This window comes from Sphingopyxis italica (assembly GCF_011926545.1).
In the GTDB taxonomy this organism is placed as follows: domain Bacteria; phylum Pseudomonadota; class Alphaproteobacteria; order Sphingomonadales; family Sphingomonadaceae; genus Sphingopyxis; species Sphingopyxis italica.
In genome coordinates, this window is record NZ_JAATIT010000007.1 from 14,559 (window position 1) to 34,505 (window position 19,947).

Below are 19,947 nucleotides of genomic sequence, written 5' to 3' on the forward strand. Positions count from 1 at the left end.
GACGGCTCGTTCGTCGTCAGGACAGGAGCCGCTGTTGGCCCGATCAAAAGGAGACGAAAAATGCGTGTGATGGTTTTCGTGAAAGCGACCGAGGACAGCGAAAAGGGCCTGCCGCCGACCGAGGAAATGACCGAAATGTTCGAGGCGATGGGCAAGTATAACGAGGAGCTCGTCAATGCCGGCGTCATGGTCGACGGCGACGGACTCAAGCCCTCTTCCGCAGGCAAGCGCATCGCGTTCGACGGCGCGAGCCGCACCGTGATCGACGGGCCGTTCGCCGAGGCGCGTGAGCTGGTCGCGGGCTATTGGGTCTGGGAGGTCAAGGATATGGACGAGGCGGTCGCCTGGGCGAAACGCTGCCCGAATCCGATGCCGGGACCGAGCGAACTCGAAATCCGTCCCTTCTATGAAATGGAAGATTTCGGCGACGCGTTGACCCCCGAACTCGCCGAACGCGAGCAGCAACTGCGCGACAGGCTCAGCGGCGAATAATCGATGCCGGTCGCCATGCTTGCCTCCCCGGCTCCCTTGCCCGAGAAGGCAGGCATGGCGAAGGACGAGACCCGCGACCAAACCCATAGGGCGATCGAGGCGGTGTTCCGGATCGAGCGGGCGCGGCTGCTCGCATCGCTCGCCCGGATGACGCGCGACGTCGACCGGGCCGAGGAACTGGCGCAGGACGCACTGCTGATTGCGTTGACCGAATGGCCGAAGACCGGCGTGCCCGACCGGCCGGGCGCCTGGCTGACCGCGGCGGCGAAGCGGCGGCTGATCGACGGCGTCCGGCACGATGCGATGCGCTCGCGAAAACAGGCCGAAATCGGCCGCGAGCTCGACGAGGAACAGGATATGCGCGTGGAAGCCGCAGAGGCGGCGCTCGACGATCCGCTGGGCGACGAATTGCTCGGATTGATCTTTGCCGCCTGCCATCCCGTGATTTCACCCGAGGCGCGCGCCGCGCTGACGCTGCGGCTGGTCGGCGGACTGACGGTCGAGGAAATCGCGCGGGCCTTCCTGTCGAATGAGGCGGCAATCGCGGCGCGGATCACGCGCGCCAAGAAGGCGATCGCCAAGGCGGGCTTGGCGTTCGAGGTGCCGCGCGGTGCCGAACTTCAGACCCGGCTCGGGTCGGTGCTCGAGGTCGTCTATCTGATCTTCAACGAAGGCTATGCCGCGACGGCGGGGCCGTCGCTCGTCCGCCCGCCGCTTTGCGCCGAGGCACAGCGGCTGGCGCGCATCCTGGCCGGGTTGATGCCCGAACAGCCCGAGGTGCTGGGGCTGCTCGCGCTGGTCGAGATTCAGGCGTCGCGACTGTCGGCGCGCGCCGGGTCCGACGGGCGTTTCGTGCCGCTGACGCAGCAGAATCGCGCGCGCTGGGATCAGCTGCTGATCCGCCGCGGGCTGAATGCGCTCGATCGGGCGGCGGCGCTGGGCGGCGCCGACGGGCCCTATGCGCTGCAGGCGGCGCTCGCGGCGTGCCATGCGCGGGCGCGCACCGCGGAAGCGACCGACTGGCGGCGTATCGCCGGCCTCTACGACCGGCTGGGGCAGGTGATGCCGTCGCCGGTGGTCGAACTGAACCGCGCGGTGGCGCACAGCATGGCATTCGGACCCGAGGCCGGGCTGCGGCTGGTCGACCAGATCGCCGACGCGGCGACGCTGCGCAACTATGCGCCGCTTCCCGCCGCGCGGGGTGATTTCCTGTTCCGCGCCGGGCGCCGCGACGAGGCGAAGGCGGCGTTCGAGGCCGCCGCGGCGCTGACCGCGAACGAGCGCGAGCGCGATTTCCTGCTGGACCGCGCGGCGGCGTGCGGCAAATGACCGGCATGCGCGTCGAGACGATCGGAAGCGAGGCGCAGCCGCTGGTCATACTCGACGATTTCGCGCCCGACCCCGATGCGCTGCGTCAGTTTGCCGCGGCCGCGGACTTCGCCCCGGCGCTCAACCATTATCCCGGGGTGCGCGCGACGCTGCCCGAGAATTATCTGGCAACGCAGCTTCCCGTGATCGCCGCGGCTGCGGCCGCCTTCGGGCGGCAAGGGCCGCTGCACGTCGTCGATGCGAGCTTTTCGATCGTGTCGACCCCGCCCGGCGAGCTGACGATCCCGCAGCGGCTGCCGCATGTCGACGCCTTTACCGAGGACCGCATCGCGCTTGTCCATTATCTGTCGCCCGAAGGCGGCGACGGCACCGCCTTCTTCCGCCACCGCGCGACGGGTTTCGAGACGGTGACCGAGGGGCGGCGCGATCTTTTCTTCCGTCACCTCGATACCGAGATACGCCATGGCGGGACGCCGCCGCCCGGATATATGCTCGGCGACACGCCGCTGTTCGAATGCGTCCGGACCGAGCCGGCGCGCTACAATCGCGCCTTGCTCTATCGCAGCTGGAACCTGCACAGCGGGGCGATTTCGGCGGTGAGCGCGTTGACAGCGGATCCGGTTGCCGGGCGGCTGACGGTGACGGCTTTCGTGTCGGTCGGCTGATCGGTGCCCGCCGGCGCGACGGACTATTGGGTCGTCGATTAGCGGCCGCCCCGCCATCAATCGAGCGCCTTTCCCATGCGGACCAGCGGCACGACGACCCCGTTCGGCCCGGGCGCCTCGACATGTTCGATCGGGACATAGCCGCACGCGCGGTAGAGCGGCTCGCCCGACAGCGTCGCCATCATCTCGGCGCGGCGGAAGCCCGCGGCGCGCGCCGCATCCTCGCACAGGCTCATCACCATGCGGCCGACGCCGCGCCGTGCGAAGCCGGGGTGGGTATACATGGCGCGGATGCGCGCGGCGTCGATGGCGGGGTCGAGCGGGGCGGGGTCGCGCAGATCGGCGCTATGGTCGCCGCCATAGAGCGTCGCACGGTGCGACCAGCCGCCGCAGCCGGCGATACGGCCCTCTTTCTCGACGATGAAATAGGTGCCGTCGGCGATCAGCTGGGTGTCGAGCCCCATGACGGCGTGGCTCGCCGCGATCTGTTCGGCGGAGAGGAAGCCCTTTTGCAGTTCGGCGATGGCGATCGCCATCACCTCGCGCAAGGCGCCCAGGTCGGCGGCGGTAGCGAGGCGGTGGGCCAGCATCGCTTTGGCTATAGCGGGTGGGCCGATTCAGGAAGCGGCGGCGGCGCGGAGCTTTGCGACCGCCTCTTCGCGCTCGGCGCGCGCGGTTTCGGCGCGTTCGAGCTTGTCGGCCATCGCTTGCCATGCGGCGGCGGCGCGCAAATTGCGGTCGCGGACCTGCCCCAGCGCGGTTTCCGCGGCTGCGGCGTCGCACTGGGCGGCCTGGGCCAGATAGAATTCGCGGGTGGCGGACATTGCAAGCGGGCCTTTCGGTTTCAGTCGGTCGACTGGGGTCAGTCGACCATATCGGCGATCAGGCGGCGCAGTTCGCGACGCGACAGCGTCGGCGAACGGCGGCGCGGTGCCGGGGGAAGGGTGATCGCCTTGCCGGCGAGCGAGAGTCCCGCGAGGCGCGGGATAATCGATTGATTGGTAAACATATTCATCATCTTTATTTTTGATTGCAAATCATTGTTGTCATTGTCGTTGTCGTTCAGGGTCGGCGCCATGGCGCCGGCCCCACGGGCCCGGGTCAGCGCCGCTGGCGCTGGCCGGGACCGACCGGCGCGCCCCCGCGTTCGCGGTAGACGAGGCGGCCCTTGGTCAGGTCATAGGGCGTCATTTCGACGCGCACGGCGTCGCCGACGACCGACCGGATGCGGAAACGCCGCATCCGGCCTGCCGTATAGACGATCACCCGATGACCATTTTCGAGCACGACGCCGAAGCGACCGTCGGGCAGGATCTCGTCGATCTGCCCCTCGAAGGTCATCAGTTCCTCTTTGGCCAATAATCAGGCCGACTGGAGGTTGATCGCCGAAACCTTGCCATTGCGGCCGGTTTCGAGGTCATAGGAGACGCGCTGTTCCTTGTGGAGCGTGTCCATGCCCGCGGCCTGGACCGCGGTGATGTGGACGAAGCTGTCGCCCGAGCCGTCTTCATTTTCGATGAAGCCGTAACCCTTGTCGCTGTTGAAGAATTTTACGGTGCCGATGGCCATGAGAGTGTTTCCTTTCACGAGAAACGGGAATCCACCGGCAAAAGCACCGGCGGAGCTGGTAGCGTGTGAAGGGAAGATAGTACCCCGAAGGGCCGTAAATTTCCGTCGCAGGCGACGATAGCTTGGCGAATATGGCGGTTTTTCCCAAAAAGTCAAGATTGGAGGATTTTCGAGCATCCAAACCTTTGTCATGCCCGCGAAAGCGGGGACCCAGATGCGACGTTTCCTTACAGCGCTGCCGCGCTGTTTAGCTTGTTTCGCTGGGTCCCCGCTTCCGCGGGGATGACAGGGTGGGGAGGGCGTCAGCCGCTCGCACCTTTCCGTGCCTTCAGTCCGCAATCGGGCGCCGGATCGTTCGCGGGTTCGGGCATGCCGAAGAAGGCGCGGCGCGCGGCTTCGCCGGCGAGGCGCAAGGGGGTGGCCTGGGCATCGCGGAGCAGCGCGTAGAGGTCGAGCTCGTCGTCGTCGAGCGCGCGGGCATAGGCGGGGTCGCCGAACTGGCCCTCCTCATGGCCGTAAAAACCGTCGGGCGGCGGGAAGTCGGTGCGCCAGTCGCCGGCGCGGTCGTCGAACCAGACGGTCATCGCGGCGGCGGCCTGTTCGGGGGTTTCGGCGTCTTCGCGATCACCATCGAAATCGTCGGAAAACTGCGGAACTTCACTCGCGATCGCGCTGTCCTGCCCGGGAGCGGCGAGCGGATTCGCCCGATCGTCGCGCGCGGCGAGCCAGAGGGCGAGGGCGGCGGCGAGGCCCTCGGGATGGCGATCCGGCTGGTCCTCCGTCCGCTCCGCGTCGTGCGCGGCGGCCGCGGCGTCGAAAAGCGACAGGAAACCCGGCCAGTCGCCGGCGATGATCTGCGCGAGCATATCCTCGCCGGCGAGCGCGCGCGTTTCGGCCATGCGGTCGAGCCGCGCGAGCATCGCGAGGCCGAGCCGCGCGTCGAGGCGGCGGCGCCTGGCATAGCTGCGGCCGTCCTCGCGCATCAGCTCGGCGGTCTCCTCATGCCCCCAGATCGCGCGGTCGAGCAGCTCGTCGGCGAGCCGCGCCCGCGCGATCAGCACCGCCGCGCCGCAGCCGAGCTTGAACGCGGCGCCCTCGGGCCGCTGGCGAAGCTGATAGACCGCGCCGGTCGACATGCTCACCCGCTGGGCGGCGAGCTTCACCGACCCGGTGGCGGCGAGATGCTCGAGAAACGCGCGCTGGAGCACGAGGGTCCAGTGATAGCTGGCGGGTGCGGGGATATCGGCGGGGTTTTGGGAGACGTCCATCGATTCGTCCTTTCGGTTGGGTGAAACCGATAGAATGAACCATATGGGTGAAATGTAGGAAAGGGGTTTTTCCGTTTGATCCCCTGCGTTGGCGTTTAGGCCCGCGCACTCCTATTCATTTGTGAGGCAATCAGATCAGCCAACTCATCGGATTGATTTTCCTCGAATACTCTTGGCTCTAGCGCACTGGCCTTGAGTAGCTCGATTGCCCGGCTGTAATCCTTTTTAAGCTCGGCGTGCGCCGGAGCGCCCACGATGAAGTAGGGTTGTATATGTTCATCAGATTTCGACAGGCCGGTCATATGCCCCGACCACCTTGCTGCCTTCTCACGGATTCCTTCAGACGTGCTGAGGTCAAACGAAAGCGGCTGATAGCAATGCCACACGCCATTTTTCCACGCGTTGACGAATTCTACCTCATCAACGGGCGAGGTGATCGTTTTCGGATGCAATCGATCGATCAAGTTTCGAGCGGACAGAATCTCTTTTACAGGCTGCCAAACGGCGGCGTCATCGCGGCCCGACTTGTTCTCTTCGTCATACTGGGAGACGAACCGGTCGTATATAATCTGAAGAGCTTTGGTCGGATCATCGGTCAAGCCGGTGCGAAGAGGGCTCCACACATAGCTGCTGTCATCAACGGGAAGAACCGAGCTAGCGATAGCCAACGCATCCTTCAGGTCATCACCAAAAAGATACTGTTCTTTCAGTTGTTTGCGCTTACGATCGATGGCGCGCTCGATTGCGCCCAAGGCCTGCGTGACCTCGGCTTTCTGAATGCCGGGAAAGGCTTTGCCAAGTCTGCCGAGCGTCTTGCGCATCTTTGCGCCCAGAAAACGAGTTTCCGGGGCGTAAAGGATTACGCCGACGTTGAGGAATTCGCCCGATAACGGATCATGCCGATATCGCAGCAGCACATATGAATATGGATTGCGGATGGTCATCGCAAAGTCCGTTCGATTTCTACGAGGCAGTCGTCGATTCTATCACGCACAGTCTTAACGTGAGTTATCGCGTCAGTCATCGCGGCCGCTGCTGCCGACCATTCAATAGGAATGCAAGCCTCAAAGTCGGCTAGGCGGTCGTCGGCGATATCGGCCCACGGTGTCCGTAGCGCCGCGAAGTCTAGCGCCCTATTGCCCTTTAGCAATGGGCCAAGGATATGCTGGTTGGCGTTGGTGAGATGAGACAGGTTTCCCAGCTCCCAAGGGGCTACACGAGGAAACAGCTTCATTCGAAGTCCAAAGCAAAGTTCGTGATCGATAATTCTGAGATCGGGGCCACGTACCAACAGATTCGGTTTGACGTCTCTTCTGTCGGCGTTGCCGGTAAACGCGTCAAAGGCGAAAATTGAAAGGGCGGTCGCGCGACGGTCCGACAAAATGGTGTCGCCATCGGACCACAGCTTCCAGCCTTTGCCAGCACCCTTTGACCCGAAAGCCAAAGGGCAGCTCTGCTGAAGCACTGCTCGGAGGCTGTCGTCTGGAATTGTTGCTATCCATTCAGGGGTCATGCTGACAATGAGGGGCTCGCAAACTGGAAGGCCCAGCTCGCCGGCGATCATCGCTGCAAGAAGCTCGTTGGAGAGGCCTTCAAATCCAAGTTCGGGTCGACCGGACGGCTTAAGGTATAGATCGAGTAACTCGCCTTCTCCGTCGACGCCCGTCACCTGTAACGGTTCGTTCCGGCCGCCGGCCGCTAAGCCAAGATACTCGAGAGCTTCGATATGTCTGATCATGTTGCCCCTTACGGGCTTAATTACCTTGATATACGAAGCTGTCGAGCACTTTGCTTGAAACTAGATTTAAGCCCCGTTCGCGGCGCTAAGGATCGCCCGCACGCTCGCCGTAGCAACGTCGGTATCCAGCCCGCACCCAAACAGGCTTTTCCCGTCCGCGGTGCGGCACTCCACGTAAGCCGCGGCCTGCACATTGCTGCCCTGGCCGATCGCGTGCTCGCTATAGTCGACGATGTCCATCACGGGGCCGCCGCTTTCGGCGAGCGCGGCGATGACGCTCGACATCAGGCCGTTGCCGCGGCCGCTGACGCTGCGCGGGGTGCCGTCGATGGTGAGCTTGCCGGCGAAGATGCGGTCGCTTCCTGCATGGCTTTCCGACCAGTCGACGAGTTGGAAGCGTTTGGCTTCGGTGGTCAGATATTGGCGCTCGAAGGCGTGCCAGATATCCTCGGCGCCGAGTTCGCGGCTCGTGCTGTCGGCGACCGCCTGCACGACATGGCTGAAGCTCGCCTGCATTTTCTTGGGGAGTTTCAGGCCCTTGTCCTGTTCCAGCACCCAGGCGACGCCGCCCTTGCCCGACTGGCTGTTGACGCGGATCACCGCTTCGTAGCTGCGGCCGAGGTCGGCGGGGTCGATGGGCAGATACGGGACTTCCCAGCGCTGATCATTCTGGCGCTCGCGCGCGGCGAAGCCTTTCTTGATCGCGTCCTGATGGCTGCCCGAAAAGGCGGTGTAGACGAGCTCGCCGCCATAGGGGTGGCGCGGGTGGACGGGCAAATTGTTGCAATATTCGACCGTCTGGATGACCTCGTCGATGTTCGAGAAGTCGAGCATTGGGTCGACGCCCTGCGTGTACATGTTGAGCGCGACGGTGACGAGGCAGGTGTTGCCGGTGCGCTCGCCATTGCCGAACAGGCAGCCCTCGACGCGGTCGGCGCCCGCGAGCAGGCCGAGCTCGGCCGCCGCGACGCCGGTGCCGCGGTCGTTGTGGGTGTGCAGGCTGATGATCGCGCGGTCGCGGTTGGGGAGGTTCTTGCAGAAATATTCGATCTGGTCGGCGTAGATGTTCGCCGTCGAGGCCTCGACCGTCGCGGGGAGGTTGAGGATGATCGGCTTGTCCGCGGTCGGCTGGAGGATATCCATCACCGCCTCGCACACCTCGATGCTGAAATCGATTTCGGCGGTCGAGAAGGTTTCGGGGCTGTATTCGAAGCGCCAGTCGGTGCCGGGCAGGCGCGCGGCGTTGTCGCGCAGCTGCTTCGCGCCGTCGATCGCGATGCCCTTGATCTCGTCCATCTCCATGCCGAAGACGATCTTGCGCCACGCGGGGCTGACCGCGTTATAGACGTGGACGATCGCGGTCTTCGCGCCCGCGAGGCTGTCGAAGCTGGTGCGGATGAGGTCGGCGCGGCTTTGCGTCAGCACCTGCGGGGTGACGTCTTCGGGGATGCGGCCATCGCGGACGAGGCCGGAGATGAAGTCGAACTCGGTCGCGCCGGCGCTGGGGAAGCCGACTTCGATTTCTTTGAGGCCGATGCGGACGAGCAGGTCGAAGAAGCGCGCCTTTTTCTCGGCATCCATCGGGTCGATCAGCGCCTGATTGCCGTCGCGCATGTCGGTGGAGAGCCAGATCGGCGCGCTCGTGGTGACGCGGGCGGGCCATTCGCGGTTCGTGAGCGGAACCTGCGGGAAGGCGGAATATTTCGCGGACGGGTCGCGGAGCATGGTCATGGGGTTTGAACTTCTTCTGGTGGTTGCGAGTGCTTGTCGATCGGACCCTTGAGCGGGTGGCCGCGACTAGCGCGCAGCCAGTGTCACGCCCAAGGGCGTGTAAGTCGCAGAAGAAGAAGGGCGTTGCCGCGCATGGGCGCTCTAGTGATGCAAAATGTCGTGCTTGGCAAGGGGGGAGCGCGAAAATTGCGTCGCGGGAAGGCTCAGCCCGTCACCCACTCGACCTTCGGATCGGTGAAATCGACGACGCCGGCGAGTTCGCGGACATTCGGATAGCCATAGCCGACGAGGTTGATGAAGGTCTGGATATTGAGCGCGAGCGCGGCGCGTTTGAGCGGCACGGGGCTCTGGTGGTTCGAGAAATTATTGTTGCAATAGATGAGGATGGGGCGGTCGGGATTGGCGCCGATCACCGCGGCGAGGCTTGTCGCCGTGAAGTCGGTGAGCGGGAGGTTGACCGCGCCCCGGATGTGGCCGCGCTGGAAGGCGTCCTTCGAGCGGGCGTCGAGGAGGAGGGCTTCGGGCTTCGCGGCCTCGGCCTTGAAGGCGTCGAAGGCGATGAGGCGCTGCGCGCGTTCGGGGGCGACGCTGGCGGTCAGCGCCAGGAAGGCGGGATAGTCGATCTGGGGGTTCGCCTGCGCGAGGGCGGGCGTGGTGGTGAGGGTGAGGGCTAGAAGCAGGCTGCGCATGATGATCCTCCCTTGAAGGAGGGATCATGCGCGCACCTTTCTGGCTCGGCGATGAACGCGCCTTACTGCTTTTCGAAGGCGGCGTGGATTTCGAGTTCGACGGCGTCGCTGACGTAGGGGATGCCCATCGAGACGCCGAAGTCGCTGCGCTTGATCGTGGTTTCGGCCTCGAAGCCCACGGTTTCCTTCTTGTTCATGCCGACGCCCGCGCCGTGGAAATCGACGTCGAGGGTGACGGGCCTGGTCACGCCGTTGAGCGTGAGATTGCCGGTGACTTTGGCTTCGTCGCCGTCGAGCACAACGCTGGTCGAGACGAATTTGGCGTCGGCGGGGTTGGCGCCGAAGAAGTCGGCCTTGCCGCCGTCCTTGCCGGCGCGCAGCAGGTGGCTCGTCAGGCCGGCGCTGGCGGTCGTGACCTTGGCGACGGGGATCGTCACGTCGACCTTGGCGGCCGCGGGGTTGGCGGGGTCGATGACCAGCGTGCCGGTCACGTCGCCGAAGATGCCGGTATATTTGCTGAAGCCGAGATGGTCGACTTCCCAGACGACCATCGTGTGGCCGGGGTCGGCGGCATAGGTGCCCGCGGTGACGCGCGATTTGTCGGGGGCGCCGGGGGCGGAGCCGCCCTGCGCGAGGACGATCGGGGTGGCGACGGCGGCGATGAGGGCGATAGCGGCGAGGGGGGCAATGCGGCGCATGGGCGATCTCCTGTTGGGACGGCGGAGGCTAGGCGAAGGCGGTGGACGACGTCAACAAGCGGCGGAGAAACGCAGCGTTTCTTTGATCAGGGCGCGCGGCGCGCTTCGAACCAGTCGCGCAGCGCCGCAGCGGCGCAGCCGCTGAAGCCGTAGCTGCCGACGGGCGAGCAGCTGTTCGGGCGGCTGGCGCGCGCGACATTTTCATAGCCTTCGACCTTCGAGGCCCAACTGCCGCCGCCGACGGCCTCTTCCTCCTTCAATTCCTCGCGCAATTCCTGGGGCACGCGATAGCGTTCGCTTTCGGGCCGCTGCGCGCAGACGACGATCTCGCCCTCCTGCGCTTCGGGGCAGGGCTCGTCGCCATAGGTATAGAGAACCGAGGTGCGCTCGGGCGGCGTGCTCGACTGCGCGAGGCTGCCGTCATCCTGTTGCGCGAGCGCCGGCGCGGTAAAGGCGAGCGCCGCGAGGAGGGGGAGGAGGCCGGTTTTTTTCTTCGTCACAATCGCGTTCCCAGACCCCGGTCCCCTGCATGGCAGATGAAGCGCCGCAGATGAACCTAAGCCGAACTGTCGCCGTAACCTGTTGCGCTTTCGGTGCGAATTGGGTGGCGACGGAGGCCGGCGGGGCCGATGCGACCAAGATGGAGATAGATCATGAAAAACCAAGCCCTGTTCGCGCTGCTCGCCGCGGTGCTCGCGCCGCTGTCGGTCGCGGCTTTCACGCCGGAGGCCTATGCCAAGCCGGTCTATGTCGGTGTTGACGGTGGCAACATCGCGGTGAGCGGTTATGATGCGGTGAGCTATTTCGAGGGCGACGGTGTGCCGGTGAAGGGCGACGCCGCCTTTGCCGTCGAGCATGACGGCGCGATCTATCATTTCGCGAGCGCCGGACATGCGGCGAAATTCCGCGCCGACCCGGCGGCGTTCATGCCGCGATATGGCGGGCATTGCGCGTGGGCGATGTCGCGCGGCTATCTCGCGACGGGCGATCCGCTGGCCTATGCGATCGTCGACGGCAAGCTTTACCTGAACTTCAACCAGGAGGTGAAGGCGAAGTGGGATATGGACCGGGCGGGCCATATCGCGGCGGCAGAGAAGAATTGGGCGGCGATGCCCGACGATGCCAAATTCGGCGAGTGAGAGCGACGGGGGCCGGGGAGCGCCTTCGATCCCCCCGGTTCCCTTCCATCGATCCGCGAACGAAAAAATTTCGATTGTGCGGCACGGCCTTATCGCCGTGTCGTGCAGGACCCCCGACGACCTGCGCAACTTTCGCGGGGCCCGCGAGTATTCATGTCCCAGAAAGGGCCACGTCAGCAGGCGGGCCCTTGCTGCGGGGGCAGCTGGGTTCAATTGAAGGAGTAGGATATGGGTGCCGTTTCGAAGAGTTCAGGCGCAATGCTGATGCTGGCGATGCTCGCCGCACCGGCGACGGGCGGCCTGACCGCGCAGGCGCAAGAGCAGGCGCAAGAGACGTCCGATAGCGAAGTGATGACGACCGTTTACGGTCAGCTGCCTTCGCCCGATCAGATGACCAAGGGACCGAAGGTCGAAGGCATCATCTCCGCGCGCAGCGACGGCCGGATGCAGGTGACGACCGCCGACGGCAACAACACGGCGATCGCGATCGCCGACTATACCAAGATCAAGAGCAGCGGCGGCTTTCTGGGCCTCGACCGCGACAAGCTCGCGGCGAATTCGCTGCTCAACGGCCTGCCGGTCGAGGTCGACACCCTGCAATGGGATGGCGGCCTGGTGGCGAACGAGGTCAACCTCAAGAGCAAGGACCTGCGCACCGCGTCGATGATCCACACCGGCACCGACCAGCGTTTCGCGCAGCAGACGGCGGCGACCGAGGCGCTTCGCGGCCGCGTGGGCGACATCGACCAGTATAATGTCAAAGCCACGACGAACGTGAACTTCGACACCGGCAAGGCGGTGCTGACCGAACAGGCGAAGGCTGATCTGTGCAGCGCGGCAAACCAGGCCGAGGGCATGGACAACGCGCTGCTGCTCGTCGTCGGCTACACCGATTCCACCGGCAGCCAGGAGCTCAACCAGGAGCTCAGCGAAAAGCGGGCCGGCCGCGTGGTCAACCATCTGCAGCAGGCCTGCGGCTGGAAACCCTATCGCATGCTGAGCCCGACGGGCATGGCCGAAGCCGATCCGGCGGCAGACAACACCACCCCCGAGGGCAAGGCGCAGAACCGCCGCGTCGCGGTGAACATCCTGGTCAGCAAGGGCCTGGACGGCATGTAAGCTTGGATGACAGGGCAAGATATGCGGGGCGGGCCTTTGGCTCGCCCCGTTTTTTTTGATTATATCGACTGTAAACCCGCCGGAGGCGCCGGTTTTGGGGTGGTGATCTGCCCTAAGCTCCTCCCTGTCGCGAAGCGATGGGGAGGTGGCAGCGCGACGCGCTGACGGAGGGGCCAATGGCGCACCGTCGCAGCCCCTCCACCACGCCCTGCGGGCGCGGTCCCCCTCCCCATGGCTTCGCCACAGGGAGGATCGAGAGGTCGGTTTTAGCCTGGAGAGCCCCCGAGAATATCGAGCGACGCGCCGATCGCGTCCCACACCTGCGCCAGTTCGTCCGGCGTCGTGCAATAGGGCGGCATCACATAGAGCGTGTTGCCGAGCGGGCGGAGCAGGACGCCGCGGTCGCGATAAAAGGCGATGAGGCGCGGGGCGAGGTTCGAGAGATAGCCCGAGTCCGCGACGACGATGTCGAGCGCCGCGATCGTGCCGAGGCGGCGCGGGTTTTGCACGCGCCGATCATGTGAAAGCAGCGAAAGATGCGCCGCCTGTGCGTCGGCGAGCGCGTCGATGCGCTGCTGGACGGGTTCGTCGCGCCAGATTTCGAGATTGGCGTTGGCGGCGGCGCAGGCGATCGGGTTCGCGGTGTAGCTCGACGAATGATAAAAGGTTTTGGCGCGGTCGGTCGAGAGATGGGCCGCGAAAATCGGCTCGATGCACAGTGTCACCGCGAGCGGGAGCGCGCCGCCGGTCAGACCTTTGGAGAGGCAGACGATGTCGGGGATGACGCCCGCAGAATCGCAGGCGAAGCGCGTGCCGGTGCGGCCCCAGCCGGTCATCACCTCGTCGGCGATAAAAAGCACGCCGTGACGCGCGCAAATGGCGCGCATCTCGGCAAGCACCCATGCGGGGTAGATGAGCATACCGCCGGCGCCGAGGATGAGCGGTTCGACGATGAAGGCGGCGGGTTTTTGCAGGCAGGCGGCTTCGAGCGCGTCGAGCGTGGTTTGTTCGAGGCCTTCGTGCGGGAAGGGGATGGTGTCGACGTCGAAGAGCAGGGGTTGCCAGGCGCGGTTGTAGACGCCGCGCTCGCCGACCGACATCGTGCCGATCGTGTCGCCATGATAGCTGTGTTCGAGGACGAGGATGCGGCTGCGCGCCTCGCCGATGTTGAACCAGTAGCCGAGCGCCATCTTGAGCGCGACCTCGACGCTGGTCGAGCCCGAGTCCGAGAAGAAGACGCGCGTCAACGGGGCGGGGGTGATGCGCACCAGTTCGGCGGCGAGTGTCTCGGCGGGCTCGTGCGTCCAGCCGGCGAAGATGAGCTGGTCGAGCTTTTCGGACTGGTCGCGGATCGCGGCCATGATGCGCGGATGCGCGTGGCCGTGGGTAGTGACCCACCAGCTGGAGATCGCGTCGATCCAGCTGTTGCCATCGGTGGCGTAGAGTTTGGCATCTTTGGCGTGCGAAATCAGCGGGATGGGATCGCCGAGGCCGTGCTGGGTGAAGGGGTGCCAGACGGGGGAAGTCATGCGAAATCCGCGCAGTCGAAATTGGCGGCGAACGCCTGCGCCAGCGTTTCCGGCGTCAGCGGCGCGACGACCGGCAGGCGCCCGAGACGACGCACGCCCGAAATGTCGGAGATGATCGCCTCGCTGTCCTCCACCGCATCGCCGAGGAAGGCGAGCCCGTGGATCGGGACGCCGCGGGCGCGCAGGGCCTCGATCGTGAGCAGGCTGTGGTTGATCGTGCCGAGACCGGTGCGTGCGCAGACGATCACGGGGATCTGCCAGCGCGCGAACAGGTCGGCGTAGAGCGTGGTCCGGGTTACCGGGACGAGCGCACCCCCGGCGCCCTCGACGATGAGGTCGCCGGGCGGCGGGGCGAGCATTTCGATGTCGATGTTAACACCGTCAATTTCGGCGGCGCAATGCGGCGAGGCGGGGGTGACGAGGCGGTAGGCTTCGGGGCCGACCGGCACGCCGGCGAGGCGCGCGACGGTCTCGCTGTCGGTCTCCTCTTCGAGGCCCGACTGGATCGGTTTCCAGTAAGGCGCGCCGGTCGCCTGTGCCAACCCCGCGGAAAATATGGTTTTTCCGATGCCGGTGTCGGTGCCGGTGACGATGAAGCGCGTCATGCCGCCGCCATCGCCTGCGCGAGCGCGTCGGTCATCGCATCAATGTTGGCTTCGTCAACATTGAGTGTGATCGCGATGCGTAGCCGCGCGGTGCCGTGCGGCACGGTGGGCGGACGGATGCCGCGGACGTCGAAGCCGGCCGCCTGCAGCGCGGCGGCAATGCGCATCGTGCGCGCATTGTCGCCGATCACGACGGGCATGATCTGCGAGCCGCTGGCGGGCAGGTCGAGTGCGGCGAGGCGTTTTTCGGCGTAGCGAACGAGCGCGGCGAGGCGCGCGGCGCGTTCGGGCTGGTTCGCGACGATTTCGAGTGCCTGACGGACGAGCCACGCCATCAAGGGCGAAGGCGCGGTCGAGAAAATGAAGGGGCGGCCGCGGTTGACGATGAAGTCGCGCACGATCTGCGGCGCGCAGAGCAATGCGCCCTCGCAGCCCAGCGCCTTGCCGCACGTGTGGAGCGTGACGAGGTTATCACGGCCCGAAATCGCATGCGCAAGGCCCTGACCCGCGGTTCCGTAGACCCCAGTCGCATGCGCTTCGTCGACGACGAGCACGGCGTCGTGGCGGTCGGCAACCTCGGCGAGTTGCGCGAGCGGGGCGCGGTCGCCGTCCATGCTGTAGAGGCTTTCGACCGCGATCCACGGCGTCCCGGCGCCGCCGCCGGCGCGCCAGCGCGCGATGATGTCGTCGAACGCCTGCGCGTCGTTGTGCGCGGCGGCGACGGTTCCCGCGCGGCCGAGCTTCATCCCGTCGTGCGCGCTCGCGTGTATGAGGGCGTCGTGGACGATAAGGTCGCCGCGCTGCGGCAGCGTCGCGAACAGTGCGGCGTTGGCGGCGAAGCCGGTCGCGAAGAAGAGTGCGGCCTCGCTGCCGTAGTGGCGCGCGGCATGGGCTTCGAGCGCCTCATGCTCCTTGTGGTTGCCGCGGAGTAGGCGCGAGCCGCCCGAGCCCGCGGGAAGGCCGCGCTCGATGCCCGCGGCGAGCGCGGTGCGCAGGGCGTCGCTATCGGCGAGGCCGAGATAGTCGTTCGAGGCGAAATCGCGGCCGGCGCGCGGCGCGAGCGTGCGGCGGCGGCTGTCGTGCGCGAGCGCGGCGAGGTCGCGGCGGTGGGCGTCGAAGGGAGAGTTCGGCATTCTGTCCTATCCTTCGCCATTCCCACGAAAACGGGAACCCAGTAGCAACCTCAGCTCGCTGGGTCCCCGCTTTCGCGGGAATGACGATGTTTCTAAACGGGGTCGAAGTTCGCGTCGGTTCGACGCCCTTTCAGCGCCTGCCGTTCTTCGCCGGTCAGCCGGTGCGGGGTGGCGATCGGTTCGAGGGTTTTGGCGTCGAACAGGGCGCACCGCCGACGATCGCCCGAGATCAAGTCCTTGATCACGCGCACAAAAAAACGCCGTATCATCGTAGCTGTCCTCATTTTGGGCAAGCCGCTGGTGTCACCGACGCCTTCCTGAAGGAAGAGATGCCCGCGCGGCGGACCGATGAGTCGATCGCGCGTCGCAGGGTCGCAAGCGACGAACTGCGCCGTGAAAAAGGGGAGTTTGCCGTTCGCATGGCTGTTGAATAGCGGCAGGCGGCAGCACGTAGCGTACCAGCGCAGCATCGGCTTGTCGGTCAAATGGACGCAGGCAAGCTGGTCGCGACCGGTGTCGAGCCGGAGGTGCGCGCATCGCGACTGGTAAAGCGACGATCCGCCATGCGCGTCGAGTATTCGCCCGGCGTGGCCGAGATAATGGGCAAGATCCTGACAGTCGGTGCAGTGGCAGACGACATGATCGCCCTGATCGGGGCCGACATCGATCAACATGCCCGAAACGGTCCCGCAGTCGCAGGCGAAAGAGAGGTCGGATGTCATGATCCGGCCCTAGCTCCTCGCCCGCGACTGGGGAAGGCCTTCGCAGGCTGGACCCCGGATAAGTCCGGGGTGACGGCCTGTTGGGGCCGTCAGTTCTTCGACTTGTCCACCAGCTGGTTCTTGGCGATCCACGGCATCATCGCGCGCAGTTCGGCGCCGGTCTTTTCGAGCTGATGCGCGGCGGCCGCCTTGCGGCTCGCCTTCAGTTCGGGCTGGCCGGCCTGGTTGTCGAGCACGAAGTCCTTGACGAAGCGGCCCGACTGGATGTCGGCGAGGACGCGCTTCATTTCGGCCTTGGTTTCGTCGGTGATGATGCGCGGGCCGGTCTTGATGTCGCCATATTCGGCGGTGTTCGAGATCGAATAGCGCATGTTCGCGATGCCGCCTTCATAGAGGAGATCGACGATCAGCTTGGTTTCGTGGAGGCATTCGAAATAGGCCATTTCGGGGGCGTAGCCCGCCTCGACCAAGGTTTCGAAACCCGCCTGGATCAGGTGGGTGATGCCGCCGCAGAGCACGGCCTGTTCGCCGAAGAGGTCGGTTTCGCACTCTTCCTTGAAGGTCGTCTCGATGATGCCGCTGCGTCCGCCGCCGACCGCCGACGCGTAGGAGAGGGCGAGGGCCTTGGCGAAGCCGTTGCCCGACGAACCCGCGCCCTGCGCTTCCTGTGCGACGGCGATCAGGCAGGGGACGCCGCCGCCCTTCTGATATTCGCTGCGCACCGTGTGGCCGGGGCCCTTGGGCGCGACCATGAAGACGTCGATGTCGGCGCGCGCGTCGATCAGGCCGAAGTGGATGTTGAGGCCGTGCGCAAAGGCGAGCGCGGCGCCGGGCTTCATGTTCGGGCCGATGTCGTCGGCGTAGATTTTCGCCTGATGCTCGTCGGGGGCGGCGATCATGATGACGTCGGCCCATTCGGCGGCTTCCTTGTTCGAAAGCACCTTGAAGCCCGCGGCTTCGGCCTTTTTGGCGGTTGCCGAACCGGGGCGGAGCGCGATCGCGACTTCACGCACGCCGCTGTCGCGCATATTCTGCGCGTGCGCATGACCCTGGCTGCCATAGCCGACGACGGCGACCTTCTTGCTCTTGATCAGATCCTGGTCGGCGTCGCGATCGTAATAAACCTGCATGTCATTCTTCCCTATTTTCTTTCGTCATGCCGGACTTGATCCGGCATCCATGGACCCCGGATCAAGTCCGGGGTGACGAAGGTTGGACCGTCATTCCTGTTAAAACTCAGAGCGCCTCCGACCCGCGGGCGATGGCGACGACGCCGGTGCGGCCAACCTCGACCAGCCCGCATTCGCGCATCAGCGCGATGAAGCGGTCGACCTTGTCGCTGTTCCCGGTGATCTCGAAGATGAAGCTGGTCAGCGTCGTGTCGACGACCTTGGCACGGAAGACGTCGGCCATGCGCAGCGCCTCGATGCGCTTGTCGCCGGTGCCCGCGACCTTGACGAGCGCGATTTCGCGTTCGACATGCGCCTCGCCCGCGTCGTTGAGGTCGATGACCTTGTGCACGGGGACGAGCCGGTCGAGCTGCGCGATGATCTGGTCGATGATCGGCGGCGGGCCCGAGGTGACGATGGTGATGCGCGACAGCGCGTGGTCGGCGGTGATGTCCGCCACCGTCAGGCTTTCGATATTATAGCCGCGCGCGGTGAACAGCCCGGTGATCTTGGCGAGCACCCCAGCTTCGTTATCGACGGTGATGGCGAGCACATGGCGCTCGCCGGCTTCGGTCTTGATTTTCATGATGTTACACCAGTGCCTTGGCTTCGTCGTCCATCGTGCCGGTGATGTCGTTCGGCTGGAGGAGCATTTCGGTGTGCGCGGCGCCCGACGGGATCATCGGGAAGCAGTTGGCGAGCTGTGCGACGCGGCAGTCGACGATCACCGGACCCGGCGTTTCGATCATCTGCTTGATGCCGTCCTCGAGCTGACCCAGATTGTCGATGCGCAGGCCCGTCCAGCCATAGGCGTCGGCGAGCTTCACGAAATCGGGCAGGCTGTCCGAATAGCTGTTCGAATAGCGGCTTTCATAGGTCAGTTCCTGCCACTGACGGACCATCCCCATCCATTCATTGTTGAGGATGAAGATCTTCACCGGCAGCCGGTATTGCGCGACGGTGCCCATTTCCTGAATGTTCATCTGGAGCGAGGCCTCGCCAGCGATGCAGATGACGAGGCGGTCGGGATGCGCGATCTGCGCGCCGACCGCGGCGGGGAAGCCGTAACCCATCGTGCCGAGCCCGCCGCTGGTGAGCCAGCGGTTCGGCGCCGAAAAGCCGAAATGCTGCGCCGCCCACATCTGATGCTGACCGACCTCGGTCGTGATGATCGGGTCGCGGCCGCGCGTCGCGTCGAACAGCGCCTTCACCGCGCGCTGCGGCATGATGTCGGCGTCGGCTTCCTTCTTTTCGGGGAAGTCGAGGCAGCGCGTCGCGCGCCAGCCGTCGACGCGGCGCCACCATTCGCCAAGATCGCGCGCCTTGAGGCCCTTCGCCTGCCAGCCCGCGATCAGCGCATCGAGCGCGCGGCCGGCATCGCCGACGATCGCGAGGTCGACGGGCACGATCTTGTTGATCGAGCTGCGGTCGATGTCGATGTGGATCTTCTTCGAATCGGGCGAAAAGGCGTCGAGGCGGCCGGTCACGCGGTCGTCGAAGCGCGCGCCGACCGCAATGATCAGGTCGGCGCGGTTCATCGCCATATTCGCTTCATAGGTGCCGTGCATGCCGAGCATGCCGAGCCATTTGTCGTCGTCCGACGGGAAGGCGCCGAGCCCCATCAGCGTCGAGGTGACGGGCGCGCCGGTCAGGCTGACGAGCTGGCGGAGTGCCGCGCTGGCATCGGGACCCGCGTTGATCACGCCGCCGCCGGTGTAGAAGACCGGGCGTTCGGCGGCGGCGATCATGTCGATCGCTTGGCTGATCGCGTCGGCGTCGGGTTCGACCTGCGGGCGGTAGCTGTTGTGCAGGATCTTTTCGGGCACGACATATTCGCCCGTCGCGACCTGCACATTTTTCGGGATGTCGATCACGACGGGGCCGGGGCGGCCGTGCGTTGCGATGTGGAACGCCTCGTGCAGGATCGCGCCGAGCCGGTCGGGGTCCATCACGAGATAATTATGCTTGGTGCAATGACGCGTGATGCCGACGGTGTCGCATTCCTGGAACGCGTCGGTGCCGATCAGCGCGGTCGACACCTGGCCCGTCAGCACGACCATCGGGATCGAATCGAGCAAAGCGTCGGTGATGCCGGTGACGGCGTTGGTCGCGCCGGGGCCCGAGGTGACGAGCACGACGCCGGGCTTGCCGGTCGAGCGCGCATAGCCCTCCGCCGCATGCGTCGCCGCCTGTTCGTGGCGGACGAGGATGTGCTTGATCGTCGGGTGCTTATAGAGCGCGTCATAGATCGGAAGGACCGCGCCGCCCGGATAGCCGAACACCGTATCGACCCCGAGGTCGACCAGCGCCTGAACCACCATGTCGGCACCGCTCATTTCCGTCACGACGAAA

23 protein-coding genes and 2 pseudogenes are annotated in these 19,947 nt (G+C 65.4%); 6 read left to right on the forward strand and 19 right to left on the reverse strand.

The features are described from left to right. Window positions 1–60: 60 nt before the first annotated feature. The 3 genes and pseudogenes from GGR90_RS18360 to GGR90_RS18370 all read left to right on the forward strand — a co-directional run. Window positions 61–411 (forward strand): annotated as a pseudogene (locus GGR90_RS18360) (YciI family protein); the annotation flags it as partial. 117 nt (window positions 412–528) lie between these two features. Next, window positions 529–1,821, forward strand: a complete 1,293-nt coding sequence (locus GGR90_RS18365) for an RNA polymerase sigma factor (RefSeq protein ID WP_245198827.1) — start codon at window positions 529–531, stop codon at window positions 1,819–1,821. Further along, on the forward strand, window positions 1,818–2,486 hold the full coding sequence (locus GGR90_RS18370; RefSeq protein ID WP_167922865.1) for a DUF6445 family protein: 669 nt from the start codon (window positions 1,818–1,820) through the stop codon (window positions 2,484–2,486). Before GGR90_RS18365 ends, GGR90_RS18370 begins: the two co-directional genes overlap by 4 nt. Window positions 2,487–2,542: 56 nt before the next feature. On the opposite strand, the gene GGR90_RS18375 is transcribed toward GGR90_RS18370, so the two are convergent. The 12 genes from GGR90_RS18375 to GGR90_RS18430 form a co-directional block, all read right to left on the reverse strand. Beyond that, window positions 2,543–3,076, reverse strand: a complete 534-nt coding sequence (locus tag GGR90_RS18375; RefSeq protein WP_167922866.1) for a GNAT family N-acetyltransferase — start codon at window positions 3,074–3,076, stop codon at window positions 2,543–2,545. A 27-nt stretch (window positions 3,077–3,103) separates the two neighbouring features. Continuing rightward, a complete protein-coding gene (locus tag GGR90_RS18380) occupies window positions 3,104–3,310 on the reverse strand; it encodes a hypothetical protein (RefSeq protein WP_167922867.1) in 207 nt (68 codons plus the stop codon). Between the two features lie 38 nt (window positions 3,311–3,348). Beyond that, window positions 3,349–3,564, reverse strand: a complete 216-nt coding sequence (locus GGR90_RS18385; RefSeq protein ID WP_167922868.1) for a hypothetical protein — start codon at window positions 3,562–3,564, stop codon at window positions 3,349–3,351. A 23-nt stretch (window positions 3,565–3,587) separates the two neighbouring features. After that, window positions 3,588–3,845 (reverse strand): translation initiation factor IF-1, encoded by a 258-nt coding sequence (infA, locus tag GGR90_RS18390; RefSeq protein ID WP_167922869.1) that lies wholly within the window; start codon window positions 3,843–3,845, stop codon window positions 3,588–3,590. Window positions 3,846–3,848: 3 nt separating this feature from the next. Further along, the gene (locus tag GGR90_RS18395) at window positions 3,849–4,055 is read right to left on the reverse strand and encodes a cold-shock protein (RefSeq protein ID WP_167922870.1); all 207 of its coding nucleotides are present in this window, start codon (window positions 4,053–4,055) and stop codon (window positions 3,849–3,851) included. 302 nt (window positions 4,056–4,357) lie between these two features. Then, a complete protein-coding gene (locus tag GGR90_RS18400; protein ID WP_167922871.1) occupies window positions 4,358–5,323 on the reverse strand; it encodes a hypothetical protein in 966 nt (321 codons plus the stop codon). Between the two features lie 95 nt (window positions 5,324–5,418). Further along, entirely contained in the window at window positions 5,419–6,267 is an 849-nt protein-coding gene (locus GGR90_RS18405) for a DUF3037 domain-containing protein (RefSeq protein WP_167922872.1), read from the reverse strand. Next, window positions 6,264–7,061: a HipA family kinase gene (locus tag GGR90_RS18410; RefSeq protein WP_167922873.1), complete on the reverse strand. Its 798-nt coding sequence runs from the start codon at window positions 7,059–7,061 to the stop codon at window positions 6,264–6,266. Before GGR90_RS18410 ends, GGR90_RS18405 begins: the two co-directional genes overlap by 4 nt. A gap of 66 nt (window positions 7,062–7,127) precedes the next feature. Then, window positions 7,128–8,792 (reverse strand): 2-isopropylmalate synthase, encoded by a 1,665-nt coding sequence (gene leuA / locus GGR90_RS18415; protein WP_167922874.1) that lies wholly within the window; start codon window positions 8,790–8,792, stop codon window positions 7,128–7,130. Window positions 8,793–8,995: 203 nt separating this feature from the next. Beyond that, window positions 8,996–9,481: a rhodanese-like domain-containing protein gene (locus tag GGR90_RS18420; RefSeq protein WP_167922875.1), complete on the reverse strand. Its 486-nt coding sequence runs from the start codon at window positions 9,479–9,481 to the stop codon at window positions 8,996–8,998. A gap of 62 nt (window positions 9,482–9,543) precedes the next feature. Then, entirely contained in the window at window positions 9,544–10,179 is a 636-nt protein-coding gene (locus GGR90_RS18425; RefSeq protein ID WP_167922876.1) for a YceI family protein, read from the reverse strand. A gap of 86 nt (window positions 10,180–10,265) precedes the next feature. Then, the gene (locus GGR90_RS18430) at window positions 10,266–10,679 is read right to left on the reverse strand and encodes a hypothetical protein (protein ID WP_167922877.1); all 414 of its coding nucleotides are present in this window, start codon (window positions 10,677–10,679) and stop codon (window positions 10,266–10,268) included. Between the two features lie 153 nt (window positions 10,680–10,832). Here GGR90_RS18430 and GGR90_RS18435 point away from each other — a divergent pair, with 153 nt between their 5' ends. After that, entirely contained in the window at window positions 10,833–11,318 is a 486-nt protein-coding gene (locus GGR90_RS18435) for a YHS domain-containing (seleno)protein (protein ID WP_209023881.1), read from the forward strand. A gap of 228 nt (window positions 11,319–11,546) precedes the next feature. After that, window positions 11,547–12,437 (forward strand): OmpA family protein, encoded by an 891-nt coding sequence (locus GGR90_RS18440; protein WP_167922878.1) that lies wholly within the window; start codon window positions 11,547–11,549, stop codon window positions 12,435–12,437. Window positions 12,438–12,703: 266 nt separating this feature from the next. Here the strand turns inward: GGR90_RS18440 and GGR90_RS18445 are convergent, their stop codons facing one another. After that, window positions 12,704–13,915: an adenosylmethionine--8-amino-7-oxononanoate transaminase gene (locus GGR90_RS18445; RefSeq protein WP_381448626.1), complete on the reverse strand. Its 1,212-nt coding sequence runs from the start codon at window positions 13,913–13,915 to the stop codon at window positions 12,704–12,706. Here GGR90_RS18445 and GGR90_RS19785 point away from each other — a divergent pair. Next, window positions 13,914–13,964: pseudogene (locus GGR90_RS19785) on the forward strand (hypothetical protein); the annotation flags it as partial. The gene GGR90_RS18445 and the pseudogene GGR90_RS19785 overlap by 2 nt on opposite strands. Here the strand turns inward: GGR90_RS19785 and bioD are convergent. The 6 genes from bioD to GGR90_RS18475 form a co-directional block, all read right to left on the reverse strand. Further along, window positions 13,963–14,571 (reverse strand): dethiobiotin synthase, encoded by a 609-nt coding sequence (gene bioD, locus GGR90_RS18450; RefSeq protein ID WP_167922880.1) that lies wholly within the window; start codon window positions 14,569–14,571, stop codon window positions 13,963–13,965. The pseudogene GGR90_RS19785 and the gene bioD sit on opposite strands and share 2 nt — an antisense overlap. Then, the gene (locus GGR90_RS18455) at window positions 14,568–15,704 is read right to left on the reverse strand and encodes an 8-amino-7-oxononanoate synthase (protein WP_167922881.1); all 1,137 of its coding nucleotides are present in this window, start codon (window positions 15,702–15,704) and stop codon (window positions 14,568–14,570) included. Before GGR90_RS18455 ends, bioD begins: the two co-directional genes overlap by 4 nt. Before the next feature lie 92 nt (window positions 15,705–15,796). Then, entirely contained in the window at window positions 15,797–16,426 is a 630-nt protein-coding gene (locus GGR90_RS18460; RefSeq protein WP_167922882.1) for a DUF6151 family protein, read from the reverse strand. A gap of 89 nt (window positions 16,427–16,515) precedes the next feature. Then, window positions 16,516–17,556, reverse strand: a complete 1,041-nt coding sequence (ilvC, locus tag GGR90_RS18465; protein WP_167922883.1) for a ketol-acid reductoisomerase — start codon at window positions 17,554–17,556, stop codon at window positions 16,516–16,518. 106 nt (window positions 17,557–17,662) lie between these two features. Beyond that, a complete protein-coding gene (ilvN, locus tag GGR90_RS18470) occupies window positions 17,663–18,181 on the reverse strand; it encodes an acetolactate synthase small subunit (RefSeq protein ID WP_167922884.1) in 519 nt (172 codons plus the stop codon). Window positions 18,182–18,185: 4 nt separating this feature from the next. After that, complete coding sequence (locus GGR90_RS18475; RefSeq protein ID WP_167922885.1) at window positions 18,186–19,940, reverse strand: acetolactate synthase 3 large subunit; 1,755 nt, start codon at window positions 19,938–19,940, stop codon at window positions 18,186–18,188. Window positions 19,941–19,947 lie beyond the last annotated feature (7 nt).